The following is a 15,827-nucleotide window of genomic DNA, read 5'->3' as shown; positions in this document are numbered from 1 at the left end:
AAAACTTTTATTTTTCAGATGGTTTTGCCTCTAAGGGGCAACCCTTTGAGAAATAAAAAAAGAGAAAAAACTATAAAAGTCTTTTCTCTTTCAAAATAAATGCTTTTCTTTGTAAATGACAATGAAAGAATATAAGCATTTAAATTTGGTGCAAAGGTCAGTAATTTCTGCTTTAAAAGCAAGCGGAATCAAACAAAAAGATATTGCTCTTTATGCAGAGTGTAATCCCTCTACCGTCAGTCGAGAGCTGTCAAGAAACAAAACAAAGACAGGAAAATACAGTCCAAAAGTAGCTCAAGAAATCTCAGAAGAGCGTAAAGAACGTTTTAGGAAAGAACGTAAATTTACTAAAGAAATGAAAGTTTTTGTTATTAAGCATATCACTGAAGAACAGTGGTCTGTTGAGCAAATTGTAGGGTATTGTAAAAAAAATAGAATACCAATGGTTGGAAAAACAACTATCTATAATTTCATTCACCAAGACAAAGAAAACGGAGGCGAACTATACAAACACACTCGTCATCAGCTTAAGCATAGAAGTAGAGCATTGTACACTTGTAAAAAGAAAGTAGAAGATAAAAAGTCTATTGAAGAACGTCCTGAGGTTATAAGTCAGAAAACAGAGTTTGGACACTGGGAAATAGATTTAATTGTAGGAGCAGGAAATAAAGGAGCGATACTTACATTGGTTGAAATGACTACTAAAATGTTATTTATGAAAAAGTTAAAAGAAGGAAAGAAAGCTAAATCATTAGCAGATGAACTTATAGATATGACCTTGCCTTACAAAAACTATATAAAGACAATTACTGCTGACAATGGTAATGAATTTTCTGATTTTAAGCGAGTTGAAAAGAAATTGAACCTACAATTTTTCTTTGCTCATCCTTATAGTTCTTGGGAGCGAGGTCTTAGTGAACACACCAATGGTCTTGTACGGCAATACATACCTAAAAATACTGATTTTAAAAATATTACAGATAAAGAAATTAAAGAATATCAATATAAAATTAATAATAGACCAAGAAAAGTATTAGATTTTGAAAAACCTAAAGATTTATTCTATCAGAAAGTAATCTGAAAAATTGCACTTGATGGTGGAATGGGCGTAACACAAAAAATAAGCTACTTTATTGCTAATCATTTCTTTTTTTGTACCTTTGTGGCGATAAAATAAAAACAATATGACTTACACAATCACCATAGACAATAGTCCGCAAGCTTTATCATTTATAGAATTCGTTAAGAATCTTGATTTTGTGTCGATTACTAAAACTAAAGAAAATAGTACAAAATCAAATGTTGTACTTAATGAACAAAAAGAACTCAAAAAACGTTTTTTTAAAGCGTTAAAAGAGGCTGAAGACATACGTACTGGCAAAAAAGAAGCTATTGATTTAGACGAATTGCTCAATGAACTATAAATTTAAAGCAACTCCTAATTTTGCTAAAGAATTAAAAACTTTAGCTAAAAAGTACAAGAGCCTCAAACAAGATATTGAGGGACTTAAAAAAGAATATGAAGAAAATCCACTTTTAGGGAATAGTTTAGGAGGTGGATATAGGAAGATACGCCTTAAAATATCATCTAAAAAACAAGGGAAAAGAGGAGGAGCAAGAGTGATTACTCACGAAGTTATTCTCAATATAGCAACAGATGAAGAAACTACATCTGTCCTTTTTATTTCTATTTATGATAAATCAGATTTTTCAACTATCGATATTACCCCTTTTAAAGATTTTGTAAAAGAATATCGAGAACAAGAACAGAAGAACCTTAAAAACAAATAAACGATGAAAATGTACGCCTTAGATGAAATAAAAGGCAAGAAAGGTACTAAGGAACGTGATAAGGTTGAGAAAAAAGTGCGCTAAGTAATAAAGAAATACAACCAAAAGAAATTAATAAACAAATGAAAAAAATAGTAGTAACTGGCGGGTTGGGCTTTATTGGCTCTCATACCGTTGTAGAATTACAAAATGCAGGCTTTGATGTGGTTATCATTGATAACCTTTCCAATGCCCAAGAAAATGTAAAAGACCACATTGCGAAAATTACAGGTAAAATGCCGGTGTTCGAGAAATTTGACCTGCGTGATAAAGCTGACGTACAAGATTTCTTCAAGCGTCATCGCGATGTGCAAGGGGTGATTCACTTTGCTGCCTCTAAAGCGGTAGGTGAGAGCGTGGAGAAACCGCTTTTGTATTACGAAAATAACCTTACCAGCCTTGTATACCTCTTGCAAGAACTGAGCAAGTTGCCCAAAGCACACTTCATTTTCAGTTCGTCTTGCACCGTGTACGGTCAGGCAGATGAGTTGCCTATCACTGAGAATGCTCCTGTGAAGAAAGCCGAATCACCTTATGGTAATACCAAACAAATCAGTGAGGAGATTATCGGTGATACTTGCAAGGTTACTCCTTCGCTCAATGCGATTGCCTTACGCTACTTTAACCCTATTGGGGCACACCCTTCGGCTGAAATAGGCGAATTGCCCTTAGGCGTACCTCAAAACTTGGTGCCTTATATCACCCAAACGGCTCTAGGTTTGCGCGAGAAACTCTCGGTTTTCGGTGGCGACTACCCTACCCCTGATGGCACTTGCATTCGCGATTATATTCACGTAGTGGATTTGGCGAAAGCTCACGTGATTGCGCTTCAACGTTTGTTAGAAAGCAAGAATACTGAAAACTATGAGGTTTTCAATATAGGAACAGGTAAAGGTAGTACTGTTTTGGAAGTAATCCAAAGCTTTGAACGGGTATCGGGCAAGAAATTGAACTACCAAATTGTAGGTAGACGTGCTGGTGATATCACCGCTGCTTATGCTAACACTGATAAGGCTAATAACGTACTCGGTTGGAAAGCCCAAAGCACTTTAGACGATGCGATGCGCTCGGCTTGGCAATGGGAACAGAAGGTACGAGGTAGGTCGGTGCGAGCCGCACAGGCAGGAGAAAAATTAGCAAATTAGGGAATTAGGTGTGAACCACACGGGCAGTCGTAGCACGACAGGCAGTAATGGAGTTCTCGGACGATTTGGGCTTGTCGGACAGAAGTAAGACGAGATAGAAGGCTTTATTGGGAAGAGTTAAGGAGATAGAAAGATATCGGAGAGATTCGGAAGGGAGAATTTAGATAAAAGGTAAAAGATGAGCTGTAAGATGGGTGGGGTTAGCTTATAGAGAGCTTATAGGAAGCTTATACGAATCTTGGACGATTGGTATAGAAAGGGTATATAAGTAGTTGATTCATACTGTGATACGACAAGGGTAAAAATGTTAAAAACGGGGTTTCGAGGCGAAAGAAAGAGAAATAGGCACTAGGGAATAACATCTCTTTATTCACTTACTTGGCTATCGTGAACAACCTTTTAAAGGGGAATGTGGTGACGGGAAGGTAGTACGAACCACATAGGCAGGTATGAGGTTGTAGCACGACGGGCGATTTATTACTATTAACTTTGCCAAAGTTTGAAACCAAAACTGTAAGGAAGATTTATAAAGCACTGATTTTTAACTATGTTTTTTTGTAGGAATACTGTGTAAGTATTATCTTTGCAAAAAAAAGTTATGACCACTATAATAAAGAATAGAAAAAGAATTTCAAATATCTTTTCTAAGATAGAAGATAAAGAGTTAGAATTTCTTGTAAAAGAAACAGGAGTCGATAAATATAGCAAAAAACTTAAAGGAATAGAAATATTTAAGTTGCTAATTTTCGGTGCTTTGACAGATGATAGAGCTAGTCTAAGAACCTTTGAAAACTTTTATATCACAAATTTCTTTAAAATGATTGCTAAGATATCACTTACTAAAGTCATATCACACAGTAGCATTGCAGAAAGGATTGCTAAAATAAATGTAGTTTTCTTTGAAAGACTTTTTGCTTATTGCGTAAAGAAGTATGCACCTTTTTTAGAAGAAGGAATTACTTCTAAAATAAGTAGTTATGATTCTACAATAGTGAGTATCTCATCCAAACTACTCCATTTAGGAATGCAAAATGGACAGAAGAATAAAAAAGATGAGCAAGGAAAGCTAAGCTTAAAATTCACCATTGGATTTTCAAACTTACCATTCAAGTGTAAAATTCATCACCAGCAAGAAATGATAAGTGAAGATTTAGCACTTGGTGATATTCTCAAGGAACATACTGCTAATAAGGAAGATATAGCAGTGTTCGACAGAGGAATGAAAGACAGAAAGGTAATGGATGAGCTTTCAGATGAGCAGACTCAATATTTTGTCACCCGAATTTACAAAGACTCAAAGTATATTTTAGCAGAAGGGAGTCAAGTAAAGAAATTAGCTGAGCAAGATGAGCATCTGCGCTTAATTAGCAGTCAGAAAGTACATCTTTTCACTAAAAGTCAAAGGAGGACAAAAAATACCTTTCGTTTGATAGAGGGTAGACTGCTAAAGAAGGATGAGAAGAGAGGAGAAATTAAAGAAGAGAAGATACTGTTTTTAAGTAACTTAACCGATGATTTTAGTGATGAGCAAATAGCCGGAATTTATAGAAATCGTTGGAAGATAGAGCAGTATTTTCGTTTCATAAAACAAGAGCTTAACTTTAAACATTTCTTTTCAAGAAATCTCAATGGTATACAAGTGATGATGTATGTAATATTAATAGCATCAATATTACTATTGACATACATAAAAGAAGAAGGATTGAAAGGCTATAAAATCCCTAAAAGGCGATTTTGTTATGGTTTACAAGATGAAATAATTAAAGAAATTGTAATCCATTGCGGAGGAGATCCTTCAAAAATGTATTCTTATTCAGATAGTTAAAAATGTTCCTTACAACCTTAGTTTCAAACTTTGGCAAAGTGTTATGACGCATAGGCACTAGGGGATAACATCTCTTTATTCACTTACTTGGCTATCGCGGACAACCTTTTAAAAGGGGAATGTGGTGAAGGGGCAAAGATAAAAAAGTTAATAACAATTTTTGGATTAAGAAAGGGAAGGGACTGACTGAGGAAACTCAGATAGTCCCTTTACCGCTCATTATATGATTAGATTATGAACGAGCTTTTAAACGATTTTTCTAATACACACTTCATAGGAGAACTCTCCCTTGGGGTAGTGTGCTTCCGCTTGCTTTTAGCAATAGTCTTTGGCGGATTGGTAGGCTTTGAACGAGAACGCAAGCACAAGCCCGCTGGTTTTCGCACGTATATACTCGTGTGCTTTGGCTCTGCGGTAGTTTCGATGATTCAAGACCAATTACGCGTTAGTCTTATTGACTTTAACGTACATTTTCCTGAACTGGCAGCTCTTTTCAAAAGCGATTTAGGGCGTTTGGGTGCGCAGGTGATTAGCGGGATAGGCTTTTTGGGGGCTGGTAGCATTATTAAAGAACGCGGAGAAAGTATTGCCGGAATGACTACCGCAGCGGGTATCTGGGCTACGGGTTGCGTAGGCTTGGGTATTGGCTGGGGTTTTTACAATATCGCTGTGGTGGCTATCGTTTTTATGCTTATCATTATGATATTCCTCAAAAGAGTGGAATCACAGCTCATTAAGAGAAATTTTGTAGGAGTTTTTCAGGTTACTTATGAGGAAGAAGAATTAAATGTGGCTGAAACCATAGAAATCTGCTCGGCTATCTTCCGACGCAAGTCAATGAGCATAACAAAAGTAGAAAAAGACACCGAAAATCACACACTTACCTTTACGATTGCTACCGCTGATGTTTTGAGTATAGGCAGCGTGGTGAGTTTGCTTTCGGCTAAAGAAGGGATTGCGGCAGTTTCGCAAATACAGTAAGAGCACATCGGTATGTACGATTTTATTATTATAGGCGGAGGCTTAGCAGGTGTTACTTTTGCTAACTTTTTGGAAAAACACGGCAAGAGCTTTTGTTTGATAGCCGACCGCTCACAAGTAGCTAGTTTGATTGCGGGAGGAGTGTATAATCCGGTAGTTTTAAAGCGATTTACTCCCATATGGCGAGCCGAAGAAGTAATGAATATGATTGAGCCGTTTTATACTGAAATAGAGGCTAAAACGGGTGTTTCTTTTCATATATCAATGCCTGTGCTCCGAAAGTTTGCTTCGGTAGAAGAACAAAACAACTGGTTCACTGCTGCTGACCAACCTTTGCTTTCGGGTTACCTCAGCACTGCATTAGTGCCCGAAACCAATCCCGCAGTACCAGCTCCTTTTCTTTTTGGAGAAGTAATGCGTACTGGGAGAGTGGAAGTGAAGAAGTACTTATCGGAATGCCTTAGGCATTGGCAGGAAGAAGGAGTTTATCACGCTAAGACTTTCGATTATGAAGCACTTGAGATTTGCGATACACACGTGGTATATCGGGGAGTGGAAGCCCGCAACATCGTGTTTTGTGAGGGCTGTGGCATTAGTAAAAATCCTTATTTCAGTTCTTTGCCAATGCGCCCTTGTAAAGGTGAGACCCTTACCTTTTACGCTCCCGATTTACAGTTGCACACTATCCTAAAAAGTGATGGTAGTATCATTCCGTTAGGGGGAGATACTTATATTATGGGAGCAACTTATGACCCCGAAGACCTTACAGATACTATTACGGAGCGGGCTCGCACAGAACTATTAGAGAAACTGCGCAAGATGGTGCGTTGTTCTTTTGAAATTATCTCACACCAAGCGGCTTTACGCCCCACGGTAGCTGATAGGAGACCTTTAATAGGGAACCACCCGTTGTATCCTCATCTTTGGGTGCTGAACGGGTTAGGGACAAGGGGAGTGCTCAATGCACCCTTCTGTGCTAAGACACTTTATGAAGCGGTGTACGAAGAGAAAGAGATTCCTAAAGAGATGAACATAGCGCGTTTCGCTAAACGACTTAGAAGATAAAAAATAGGGAAGAGTTGCAGAACACAACTCTTCCCTATTTTTTCTTAATACTTAACCTATTTAAAGGTCTTTCCCAATGTCTTTCCGCCAGTAAGCACCTTCAAACTGTATCTTACTGATATTATCGTAGGAGCGTTGTAAGGCTTCTTTGAAATCATCACCAAGCGAAGTAATGGCGAGTACACGACCCCCAGCGGTGAGAAGTTTGCCATCCTTCAAAGCAGTGCCTGCGTGATATACAGTGCTACCAATAGCTTTTTCAGTGCCTGTAATCTCTTTTCCTTTCTGGTAATCCTCAGGATATCCACCCGATACCATTACCACCGTAGTAGCGCTCTGTGGGGTTACTTTCAGCTCTTGTGAAGCCAAAGTACCGTTGTACAACGACTGGAAAAGCGGAATGAGGTCGCTTTCTATACGGGGGAGAACAGCTTCGGTTTCGGGATCTCCCATACGCACATTGTATTCTATCACGTAAGGCTCACCGTCTACTTTTATGAGTCCGATAAACACAAAGCCTTTATATACAATGCCCTCCTTATGCAATCCTGCAATAGTAGGCTTTACGATGCGCTCTTCTATCTTCTGCATAAAAGCTGCATCGGCGAAAGGTACGGGCGAAACAGCCCCCATACCGCCCGTGTTGAGTCCTGTATCACCTTCGCCTATGCGCTTATAGTCTTTGGCGGTAGGCAATATCTTATAGTCTACCCCATCGGTGAGGACAAAGCAACTGAGCTCAATACCTTTTAGGAATTCTTCAATCACCACCTTAGTACTTGCTTTTCCAAATTTCTCGTTGATGAGCATACGGCGCAATTCGGCTTGGGCTTCTGTTAAGTTATCTAAGATAACAACTCCTTTACCAGCAGCCAAACCATCGGCTTTCAATACATAAGGGGCTTTCATCGTGTTGAGGAAAGCACAACCTTCTTCCACTGTATCCTTGGTAAAGCTCGCATATTTAGCTGTGGGAATGTGGTGACGTACCATAAACTCTTTGGCGAACTCTTTACTTCCTTCGAGGGTAGCACCTTGCTGTGAGGGACCTATCACTTGCACGTGGGCAAGGGCAGGGTCGGCAGTAAAGAAATCGTACACTCCTTGCACTAAGGGGTCTTCGGGACCTACCACTACCATTGCAATCTGTCTTTCGAGTACAAAGGCTTTCAGCGCTGGAAAGTCAGTTGGGCTAATAGCTACATTGGTAGCTACGGTGTGAGTACCCCCATTACCAGAGGCGATATACAAGGTGTCGCATAGTGGACTTTGGTGTAATTTTACGGCAAAAGCGTGTTCACGACCGCCAGAGCCTAAGATAAGTATATTCATTTTGTTAATTTGGTGCGAGCCGCACAGGCATTTAATCTATCAATGTGTCAATGTGTCGATTTGTCAATTAAATAGCACCGCTACTCATTTGCTAATTTTCTCATTTGCTAATTTTACAATACGGTATGGGTTGCATTTTGTGTTGGTTAGCACGGTTGAGGCGGGTATATATCTCGAATACTTCACGCTCTCTACCCCTAAATTCCTCAGCTTTTTTGCCTTGCTCAGTTTGGAGCATTGCCCATTCCAGCTCATCATAAGTAGCTTTGAGCTGATCTTCATCACTGCGGTCGTCGCCAAAGAGACCATCAGAAGGTTTTGCTTTGAGAATGCTTTTTGGGATATGCAGATACTCACCGAGTTTGTATACTTCACTCTTCATCAGGTCGGCTATGGGGCTGATGTCTACCCCACCGTCGCCGTATTTGGTAAAGAACCCTACTCCAAAATCTTCAATCTTATTGCCCGTGCCTACTACTATATAGCCTTCGAGTCCTGCAAAATAGTAAAGAGTCGTCATTCTTAGGCGTGCACGAGTGTTGGCAAGTGCCATTTCGTAAGTAGATTTATCAGTAGGGGGTATTTGTGCCACAAATTGGTCGAATACAGGAGTGAGGTCTACCCGCAGATTGTTCACATTAGGATAATGTGCTTTGAGGAACTCTATATGCTCCTCAGCGCGGCTCACGTGGCTTTCAGCTTGGTGAATAGGCATTTCGAGGCAGAGAGTAGGTAAGCCTGTACGCGCACAAAGGGTAGAGACGACTGCCGAGTCTACTCCTCCCGATACGCCTATCACTAACCCTTTTACACAAGCGTTCTCGGCGTAGGTCTTTATCCAATTAATTATTTGAGAAGCTATTTTTTCCATTATATTGAAGTGTTTAACTCTTATGGCGACAAAAATACTACATAATTACCAAATCAGCAAATTTATCATTCACCATTAGAAAAGCCTTTCGTCCAAAAGACTCAAATACTCTTTCTCGGTAACGATTACGTGGTCTAAGAGTTTGATGTCTAACATATCACCTGCTGTTTTTACTCTCTGGGTGAGTTCGATATCTTCCTTGCTGGGAGTGGTGCTACCCGAAGGGTGGTTGTGTACTAATATCAACGCAATAGCACCTTGCTCCAACGCTGTTTTGAAGAGCAGTCGCACGTCTACGGTAGTATGGGTAATCCCTCCTGAAAAAAGTCGTGCTTTGTGTATCACACGATTGGTGCTATTGAGGTAGAGTACCCAAAATTCCTCGTGGGGCAACTCGCCTATGAGAGGTTGCATTAGGGTAAAAACGTTATGAGCTACCTCTATTTTGGGCTGTGGTTCGGGGGTTTCGGCAGCGCGTCGTCTGCCCATTTCGGTAGCGGCGAGAATGGTAATCGCTTTTGCCTGCCCAATACCTTTGAAGGCTTGTAGTTGTTGCAAACTCTGTTTGCCCAAAGCCGTCAAGCTATTATTCACCGAAGCCAAAATGCGCCTACTCAGCTCCACAGCACTCTCATCCGCCGACCCCGAGCCTAATAGTATCGCCAAAAGCTCGGCATTACTAAGGGCTGTTTTACCCTGCGAAATCATCTTCTCACGCGGTTTATCGGTATCCGCCCAGTTTTTAATCGTCATAATTTAGTGGTTTGGGTTGGGGGTGTTAATAATACTCTATGATTCTCTTTTTTGTGGTTGTGAGTTTACCGTCTTCGTATTCCTTGACGACAGTGGCACTGCCTTGGGCATCGTATTCATACTCGTAAGTGGTAGTAACCGAATAAGTAGCATACTTCTGTTCACGTTTTTCTAAATAGCCCTTGCTGTTGTAGGTATATGTAGAGGTTAAAAAAAGCTCATTTTCGCTGCCTATGTAAAACTCTCCTTTAATGACTTGTCCTTTTTTGTTATAGGTTAGTACATTTTTCTGTTTATTTCCGTCCTTGTGTTCAATATTTATTTCAGTCTTTAGATTGGTATGGTCATAAGTGTAGTTCATTACAATCTTTTCGTCATCTTTTTTATAAACATCTGTTCGGGTAAGCTCTAAGCCTTCTGGGTTTAGCTTACTTATGCTTTGGTATAGGATATCTCCTTCGCTGTTGTAAGCGGTTGTTTTCACTTCGTCAGCAGAGCGAGTAACATATATATTTCTGGGCGTCTGTTCAGCCTCGTTATCATCAGGAGGGGTTAAGTGAACCGCTTCAGTATAATAGCCTTTTTCATCAAAAGTATACAATACTGAATCAGAGGCTTTGGTTTTCTCTTCAAAATAAACTCTATCAACATTGCCGTAGTAATAGGTTAGTTCGAGCATTTGTTTTACTTTGCCGTGCAATTGGTTTTCTTCTAAATCTGTAGAAGGTTTAATGTGTGTTTTACAGCCTACAAAGGCTATTAAAATCATTGAGATAATTACTGTCCTTCTCATAAGGGTTAGTTTTTAGTTATTAGAGAGTATTGGATAAACTTCGGGTATAGTTCATTTCTTGATATTTCTTGTTGTTACTCACATACCCAGCTGCACCAACTCCCTCGCTTTACCTGAGACCTGAAACCTGTTACTTGTTACCTATTACCTATCCTATTCGCCAGCCAGCTCACATAAAACAGCTGAAAGCTGTGATAAAGCATTATCGGCAAGAGGAACATCACTTTGTTATCGTCGGGAATACCCAATACCATCATAAATAAACTCCCGTGTACTAACGATTTCTTCGAGCCACAAAAAGTAGTAGTAATTGTATCTTCGCGGTTAAAGTGCAAACGGTACGACGCCCATTGCAAGAGATAGTATACAATGAAAAACATACCCACCACTGCTACTGCGATAATCGCAAAAGTAATCGGTGGGACACTGCCAAATATACGGTTTACAAAAGCCGTCGAAAAGCTCTCGTAGACAATCAGCAGGATAATGAGCCTATCAAACTTGCCTATCAGTTTGCCGTAACGCTCTATAAACTTCTTGCACAGCGGATTGAGCAAGAGCCCTAATACTATCGGCAACAGTACTTTTAATAATAATTGCTGTATAATTGCTACTTGGTCTACCGCCCCACCACTACTGCTTTCCATAAAAGGGTGCATTAGCATAGGGGTAGCAAAAATACCTATGAGCCCCGAGATAGAAGCGTTAAAAATCGCTGAGGGCACGTTCCCTTTTGCGATAGACACCATCACTACCGATGACGATACGGTAGACGGCAAGCAAGCCAAAAAGTATATCGAAAGCCACAACACATAGAACTCAGTCCCCTGTGCCATCTTGTAAAAAGGCATTACCAAGAGCGGAAACAGCACAAAGGTAGCTATTTGTACCAGCAAGTGTAGCTTCCAGTTCTTAACGTCGTTCAGCACTTCTCGCAAGTTCAGTTTGAGTCCGTAGAGCAGGAAGATAATCACAATCCCCCAATCGATAAAGGTTCCTAAATTAAAGTATGCGTTATAGCTTTCTCGATAAGGAATAAGGTAGCCCATAAGTACCATTAGTACCAAGAACCACAAAAACGCGTTTTTAACAAAAAATTTATGTAAGTTTGTCATTTGCTTTCGTTTTAACTATTGTTTTAGTTCCCGTAAAAAACTGATATTTAAATATTTATATACCTTTTCTATACCCATCGTCCAAGATTCGTATAAGCTTCCTATAAGCTTTCTATAAGCTAAGACCACTCTTCCTATACCCTTCCAAGTGTTCTGAACCTTTTCGTTTCTTTTCGTCTCCGCCTACCAATCTGTTAATTTTCTCATTCTCTCATTCTCTCATTCTCTCATTTTCTCATTTGCTAATTTTCTCATTTTCCCCGCATTTATCAACTATCAAAGCTACAGCACCGTCACCCGTTACATTACAAGCCGTGCCAAAGCTATCCATCGCTATATAAAGTGCAATCATCAGTCCCTGTTGCGCCTCATTAAAACCAAGAATACTGTTCAGCACTCCCAAAGCAGCCATAATAGCCCCTCCCGGTACCCCAGGGGCAGCAATCATCACCACCCCCAGCATCATTATAAAACCAGCAAACAGCGAAAAGTCATAAGGCATTCCTTGAAGCATCATCAGGGCAAGCGCACAAGCCGTAATCTTCATCGTACTGCCCGAAAGGTGAATCGTAGCACAAAGCGGAATCACAAATCCCGCTATCCGTTGCGAAATGCCTAATTTCAGTGCCTGTCTCAACGTTACAGGAATGGTAGCAGCCGACGATTGTGTACCCAAAGCCGTCGCATAAGCCGGTAGCATCGTAGCCAGTGCCTTAAACGGATTCTTACCTGCAATACTTCCCGCAATCAGGTATTGGATAATGAGCAAAGCAATGTGCATCACAAAAAGAACCAAAATCAGTTTAAAGAACACCTTCATTATTGCCATTACCTGTCCGTTAAAGGTAATTTCAGCAAAAATACACATAATATAAATAGGCAATATCGGTATAATAGCCCTAACGATAAGCCATTTCACAATATCGCCAAACTCTTTAATCACCTCTGTAAGTTTCGATTCTTCTCTAAACGACAACCCAATCCCGATGATAAAAGAAAACAGCAAAGCACTCATCACATCAGCCAAAGGAGGCATCTCAATGGTAAAATAAGGAGGCAAACTCTTTCCTTTATCTACAATGGCACCCAATTGTTCACCCTGCAATAGCGAAGGAAAAAGAGATTCGCCTACCAAGTAAGTAGAAAAACCCGAGAAAAGCGTAAAAGCATACGCAATTCCTATGGTAATAAGCAGTAACTTACCTGCATTTTTACCCAAATCACTAATCGAAGGCATAATGAGCCCCATCAAAATCAGCGGTATTGCAAACTTTAAAAAGTTGCTAAACAACACCTGAAAAGTAATAAGAATGCGGTACAACCATTCAGGTGCATAATAGCCCAACGCTATCCCAAACAGGATACCACAAACCACCTTAAACAAAAGATTATTAAAAATATTTTTCATTTTCTATATATTAAAATTATGCTTAAAATAAATCTTCTACAACTATCTGCCTCGTACGACTCACTCTGCTTGTTGTGCTACAACTCGTGCTACGACTTGTGCTACGACCTACGACTTCTGCAGAAACTCCCATTTCTTTTGTAGAAAATAATCGGCATATTCACTGTAATCACTCGTTTCATAAAAAGAAAGCAAAGCCTTACGGTAGGTATTGATATCCTCTAAGCGAGTCGTGTGAATCGGTACGATATCGTTATTCATCAGCACAATACTCTCAACCAAGCGCGAAGTGCGCTTATTGCCGTCAATAAAAGGTTGCAAGCGCGCAATATTGCAATGCAAAAACACCGCTTTCTCTAAAGGATTTTCTATTTCAGCCTGTTCCTCCATTATCTGGTCTAAGGCTTTTTCAATAAGGTGCTCCCCAGTAGGAGGTGTATAATCCGTTCCAGTAATCCGCACAGCGCGTTTGCGGATAATACCCCTCTCGCGGTTATCTATCAAATCAGCAATCAAGCGAGAGTGTAGCTCAAAAAGCAATCGTTTGTTAATCTCTTCGGTATTCCCTTTTTTGATATACTCTACTTCCGAAATAAAAGTGTTGTAAAGGTTTTTGAGCATTTTAGCCTCTTCATAGCGCCTGGGTGAAGTAATACCATCTTTCAAGAGCGTTTCCGTCTCCACAAAAGTATAAGTATTGCCTTCTATCTTCCCAGAGTAAAACGACCATATCACCGCCAAGTCTTGTATTTCCGAAGAATACAACTCACTTAGGGGTGAAAAATGATTATGCTCCAAAATACGAGTTGCCAACGCTTGCTGTTTTGTTGTAAAGATGTGTTTCATTTAACTTTTAGGTTTTAAGTGGCAAATATACAATATTTTCACCTTCCTTTGCTAAAACAAGTTCTGAAATTCAATAAGAAAAAGAAAATCCAAACCCTATATCTGTTGATAATCAACATTATAAAAACCTACAATAAAATATTTTTCTAAAAAAGAATTACAAAGATTTGTCCCTTTTTAAAAAAGTCCCTACATTTGCACAATATTTAGGTTTCTGCCCATAGGTCTCAGTTTTCAGACCTCAGCTTCTAAAACCATAACACCTACAACCTATGGCTTAACGCCTATGGTCTAAACAACTAAAAATAAAAAATAATGTTACAAAAAGGAAAAGTAGCACAAGTAATTGGACCTGTGGTCGATGTAGAGTTCGCTTCTGATAATGAACTCCCACGCATTTATGATTCCTTAGAAATCACAAGACCCGACGGTACCAAACTTATATTAGAAGTACAATCGCATATAGGCGAAGACGTAGTGCGCGCCATCTCTATGGACTCCACCGAAGGACTTAGCCGCTACACCGAAGTGATTGCCACAGGAAGTCCTATCAAAATGCCCGTAGGGCACGACATCTACGGTCGCCTCTTCAACGTAATTGGTGACGGGGTCGACGGACTCGGCAACCTGCCCAAAGACGGCGACAATGGCTTGCCTATCCACCGCGAAGCTCCCAAGTTCGAAGAACTCTCCACCACTACCGAAGTACTCTTCACCGGTATCAAAGTAATCGACCTTATCGAACCTTATGCCAAAGGAGGTAAAATCGGTCTCTTTGGCGGTGCGGGTGTAGGTAAAACGGTGCTCATTCAAGAATTGATTAATAACATCGCCAAAGGACACGGCGGTCTATCAGTATTCGCTGGGGTAGGAGAACGTACTCGTGAAGGAAACGACCTGCTACGCGAGATGCTCGAATCGGGCATTATCAAATATGGCGAAGGTTTTATGGAATCGATGGAAAAAGGCGGTTGGGATTTGAGTAAAGTAGACCGCAAGGCACTTAAAGAATCAAAAGCTACCTTCGTATTTGGGCAAATGAACGAACCTCCTGGAGCACGTGCGCGTGTAGCCCTCTCAGGGCTCACCATTGCCGAGTACTTCCGCGATGGCGCTGGCGAAGGTCACGGTAAAGACGTGCTTTTCTTCGTCGATAATATCTTCCGTTTCACCCAAGCAGGTTCTGAGGTATCCGCCCTTTTAGGTCGTATGCCATCAGCGGTGGGTTACCAACCTACGTTGGCTACCGAAATGGGTGCGATGCAAGAGCGCATCACCTCTACCAAGCACGGTTCTATCACCTCAGTACAAGCGGTATATGTACCTGCCGACGACCTTACTGACCCCGCTCCGGCAACTACCTTTGCCCACCTCGATGCGACCACCGTATTATCGCGTAAAATCGCCGAGCTCGGTATCTACCCTGCGGTAGACCCTCTCGACTCTACTTCGCGTATCCTTACCCCCGAAATTTTGGGTAAAGAGCACTACGAATGTGCACAACGCGTAAAAGAGCTCTTACAACGTTACAAACAATTGCAAGACATTATCGCTATCCTCGGTATGGAAGAACTTTCAGAAGACGATAAAGTAGCCGTTGCTCGTGCGCGTCGCGTACAGCGTTTCTTGTCACAGCCTTTCCACGTAGCCGAGCAGTTTACCGGATTACCAGGAGCTTATGTAGATATCAAAGATACTATCAAAGGCTTTAATATGATTCTCGACGGCGAACTCGACCACCTTCCAGAAGCTGCCTTCAACCTTAAAGGCACCATCGAAGAAGTAATCGAAGCAGGTGAAAAAATGCTTGCCGAAGCACAAGCTAGTTAATAAAAAAATTAGCTAATGTTAAATAACAACAAA

The 15,827-nt window shown here is 40.5% G+C and carries 15 protein-coding genes; 8 read left to right on the top strand and 7 right to left on the bottom strand.

The genetic code is table 11. The features are described 5' to 3' along the window. Positions 1–121: 121 nt before the first annotated feature. The 7 genes from HW278_RS06235 to HW278_RS06205 all read left to right on the top strand — a co-directional run bounded on the left by HW278_RS06235 (position 122) and on the right by HW278_RS06205 (position 6,846). On the top strand, positions 122–1,081 hold the full coding sequence (locus tag HW278_RS06235) for an IS30 family transposase (RefSeq protein ID WP_255493530.1): 960 nt from the start codon (positions 122–124) through the stop codon (positions 1,079–1,081). A 103-nt stretch (positions 1,082–1,184) separates the two neighbouring features. Continuing rightward, entirely contained in the window at positions 1,185–1,424 is a 240-nt protein-coding gene (locus HW278_RS06230; RefSeq protein WP_178977279.1) for a hypothetical protein, read from the top strand. Continuing rightward, positions 1,414–1,791: a hypothetical protein gene (locus tag HW278_RS06225; protein WP_048747837.1), complete on the top strand. Its 378-nt coding sequence runs from the start codon at positions 1,414–1,416 to the stop codon at positions 1,789–1,791. The genes HW278_RS06230 and HW278_RS06225 overlap by 11 nt, the downstream gene beginning before the upstream one ends. Positions 1,792–1,913: 122 nt before the next feature. Next, on the top strand, positions 1,914–2,975 hold the full coding sequence (galE, locus tag HW278_RS06220; RefSeq protein ID WP_178977278.1) for a UDP-glucose 4-epimerase GalE: 1,062 nt from the start codon (positions 1,914–1,916) through the stop codon (positions 2,973–2,975). A gap of 598 nt (positions 2,976–3,573) precedes the next feature. Beyond that, positions 3,574–4,800 carry an IS4 family transposase gene (locus tag HW278_RS06215; protein WP_178977050.1) on the top strand — a complete coding sequence of 409 codons (1,227 nt, stop codon included), beginning with the start codon at positions 3,574–3,576 and terminating at the stop codon, positions 4,798–4,800. 234 nt (positions 4,801–5,034) lie between these two features. Then, positions 5,035–5,781, top strand: a complete 747-nt coding sequence (locus HW278_RS06210; RefSeq protein ID WP_178977277.1) for an MgtC/SapB family protein — start codon at positions 5,035–5,037, stop codon at positions 5,779–5,781. Between the two features lie 12 nt (positions 5,782–5,793). Beyond that, the gene (locus HW278_RS06205) at positions 5,794–6,846 is read left to right on the top strand and encodes an NAD(P)/FAD-dependent oxidoreductase (RefSeq protein ID WP_178977276.1); all 1,053 of its coding nucleotides are present in this window, start codon (positions 5,794–5,796) and stop codon (positions 6,844–6,846) included. A 60-nt stretch (positions 6,847–6,906) separates the two neighbouring features. Here HW278_RS06205 and purD read toward each other — a convergent pair whose 3' ends face one another. The 7 genes from purD to HW278_RS06170 form a co-directional block, all read right to left on the bottom strand. Further along, positions 6,907–8,178 carry a phosphoribosylamine--glycine ligase gene (gene purD / locus HW278_RS06200; protein ID WP_178977275.1) on the bottom strand — a complete coding sequence of 424 codons (1,272 nt, stop codon included), beginning with the start codon at positions 8,176–8,178 and terminating at the stop codon, positions 6,907–6,909. Positions 8,179–8,278: 100 nt separating this feature from the next. Continuing rightward, positions 8,279–9,049 (bottom strand): NAD(+) synthase, encoded by a 771-nt coding sequence (nadE, locus tag HW278_RS06195; RefSeq protein WP_178977274.1) that lies wholly within the window; start codon positions 9,047–9,049, stop codon positions 8,279–8,281. A gap of 75 nt (positions 9,050–9,124) precedes the next feature. Beyond that, positions 9,125–9,802, bottom strand: coding sequence for a RadC family protein (radC, locus tag HW278_RS06190; protein ID WP_178977273.1), 678 nt, complete (start codon positions 9,800–9,802; stop codon positions 9,125–9,127). 25 nt (positions 9,803–9,827) lie between these two features. Then, the gene (locus tag HW278_RS06185) at positions 9,828–10,595 is read right to left on the bottom strand and encodes a hypothetical protein (RefSeq protein WP_178977272.1); all 768 of its coding nucleotides are present in this window, start codon (positions 10,593–10,595) and stop codon (positions 9,828–9,830) included. 137 nt (positions 10,596–10,732) lie between these two features. After that, entirely contained in the window at positions 10,733–11,710 is a 978-nt protein-coding gene (locus HW278_RS06180) for a bile acid:sodium symporter family protein (RefSeq protein WP_178977271.1), read from the bottom strand. Positions 11,711–11,945: 235 nt separating this feature from the next. Continuing rightward, the gene (locus HW278_RS06175; RefSeq protein ID WP_178977270.1) at positions 11,946–13,118 is read right to left on the bottom strand and encodes a dicarboxylate/amino acid:cation symporter; all 1,173 of its coding nucleotides are present in this window, start codon (positions 13,116–13,118) and stop codon (positions 11,946–11,948) included. 108 nt (positions 13,119–13,226) lie between these two features. Further along, entirely contained in the window at positions 13,227–13,964 is a 738-nt protein-coding gene (locus HW278_RS06170) for a Fic family protein (RefSeq protein WP_178977269.1), read from the bottom strand. 315 nt (positions 13,965–14,279) lie between these two features. Here HW278_RS06170 and atpD point away from each other — a divergent pair, with 315 nt between their 5' ends. Continuing rightward, positions 14,280–15,794 (top strand): F0F1 ATP synthase subunit beta, encoded by a 1,515-nt coding sequence (atpD, locus tag HW278_RS06165; protein WP_178977268.1) that lies wholly within the window; start codon positions 14,280–14,282, stop codon positions 15,792–15,794. Positions 15,795–15,827: the final 33 nt, after the last annotated feature.

The organism is Capnocytophaga sp. oral taxon 902, assembly GCF_013394735.1.
GTDB lineage: Bacteria > Bacteroidota > Bacteroidia > Flavobacteriales > Flavobacteriaceae > Capnocytophaga > Capnocytophaga ochracea.
Note: the sequence above shows the minus strand (reverse complement) of the source record. Positions and strands in the feature narration are given on the sequence as shown.

What these genes read in the sequence shown, in the direction of transcription:
- HW278_RS06215 (WP_178977050.1), top strand. Translation starts at nt 3,574, where the DNA reads ATGACCACTATAATAAAGAATAGAAAAAGAATTTCAAATATCTTTTCT.
- HW278_RS06180 (WP_178977271.1), bottom strand. Translation starts at nt 11,710, where the DNA reads ATGACAAACTTACATAAATTTTTTGTTAAAAACGCGTTTTTGTGGTTC.
- HW278_RS06225 (WP_048747837.1), top strand. Translation starts at nt 1,414, where the DNA reads ATGAACTATAAATTTAAAGCAACTCCTAATTTTGCTAAAGAATTAAAA.
- HW278_RS06210 (WP_178977277.1), top strand. Translation starts at nt 5,035, where the DNA reads ATGAACGAGCTTTTAAACGATTTTTCTAATACACACTTCATAGGAGAA.
- HW278_RS06235 (WP_255493530.1), top strand. Translation starts at nt 122, where the DNA reads ATGAAAGAATATAAGCATTTAAATTTGGTGCAAAGGTCAGTAATTTCT.
- HW278_RS06205 (WP_178977276.1), top strand. Translation starts at nt 5,794, where the DNA reads ATGTACGATTTTATTATTATAGGCGGAGGCTTAGCAGGTGTTACTTTT.
- purD (WP_178977275.1), bottom strand. Translation starts at nt 8,178, where the DNA reads ATGAATATACTTATCTTAGGCTCTGGCGGTCGTGAACACGCTTTTGCC.
- HW278_RS06175 (WP_178977270.1), bottom strand. Translation starts at nt 13,118, where the DNA reads ATGAAAAATATTTTTAATAATCTTTTGTTTAAGGTGGTTTGTGGTATC.
- atpD (WP_178977268.1), top strand. Translation starts at nt 14,280, where the DNA reads ATGTTACAAAAAGGAAAAGTAGCACAAGTAATTGGACCTGTGGTCGAT.
- HW278_RS06170 (WP_178977269.1), bottom strand. Translation starts at nt 13,964, where the DNA reads ATGAAACACATCTTTACAACAAAACAGCAAGCGTTGGCAACTCGTATT.
- HW278_RS06185 (WP_178977272.1), bottom strand. Translation starts at nt 10,595, where the DNA reads ATGAGAAGGACAGTAATTATCTCAATGATTTTAATAGCCTTTGTAGGC.
- HW278_RS06230 (WP_178977279.1), top strand. Translation starts at nt 1,185, where the DNA reads ATGACTTACACAATCACCATAGACAATAGTCCGCAAGCTTTATCATTT.
- galE (WP_178977278.1), top strand. Translation starts at nt 1,914, where the DNA reads ATGAAAAAAATAGTAGTAACTGGCGGGTTGGGCTTTATTGGCTCTCAT.
- radC (WP_178977273.1), bottom strand. Translation starts at nt 9,802, where the DNA reads ATGACGATTAAAAACTGGGCGGATACCGATAAACCGCGTGAGAAGATG.
- nadE (WP_178977274.1), bottom strand. Translation starts at nt 9,049, where the DNA reads ATGGAAAAAATAGCTTCTCAAATAATTAATTGGATAAAGACCTACGCC.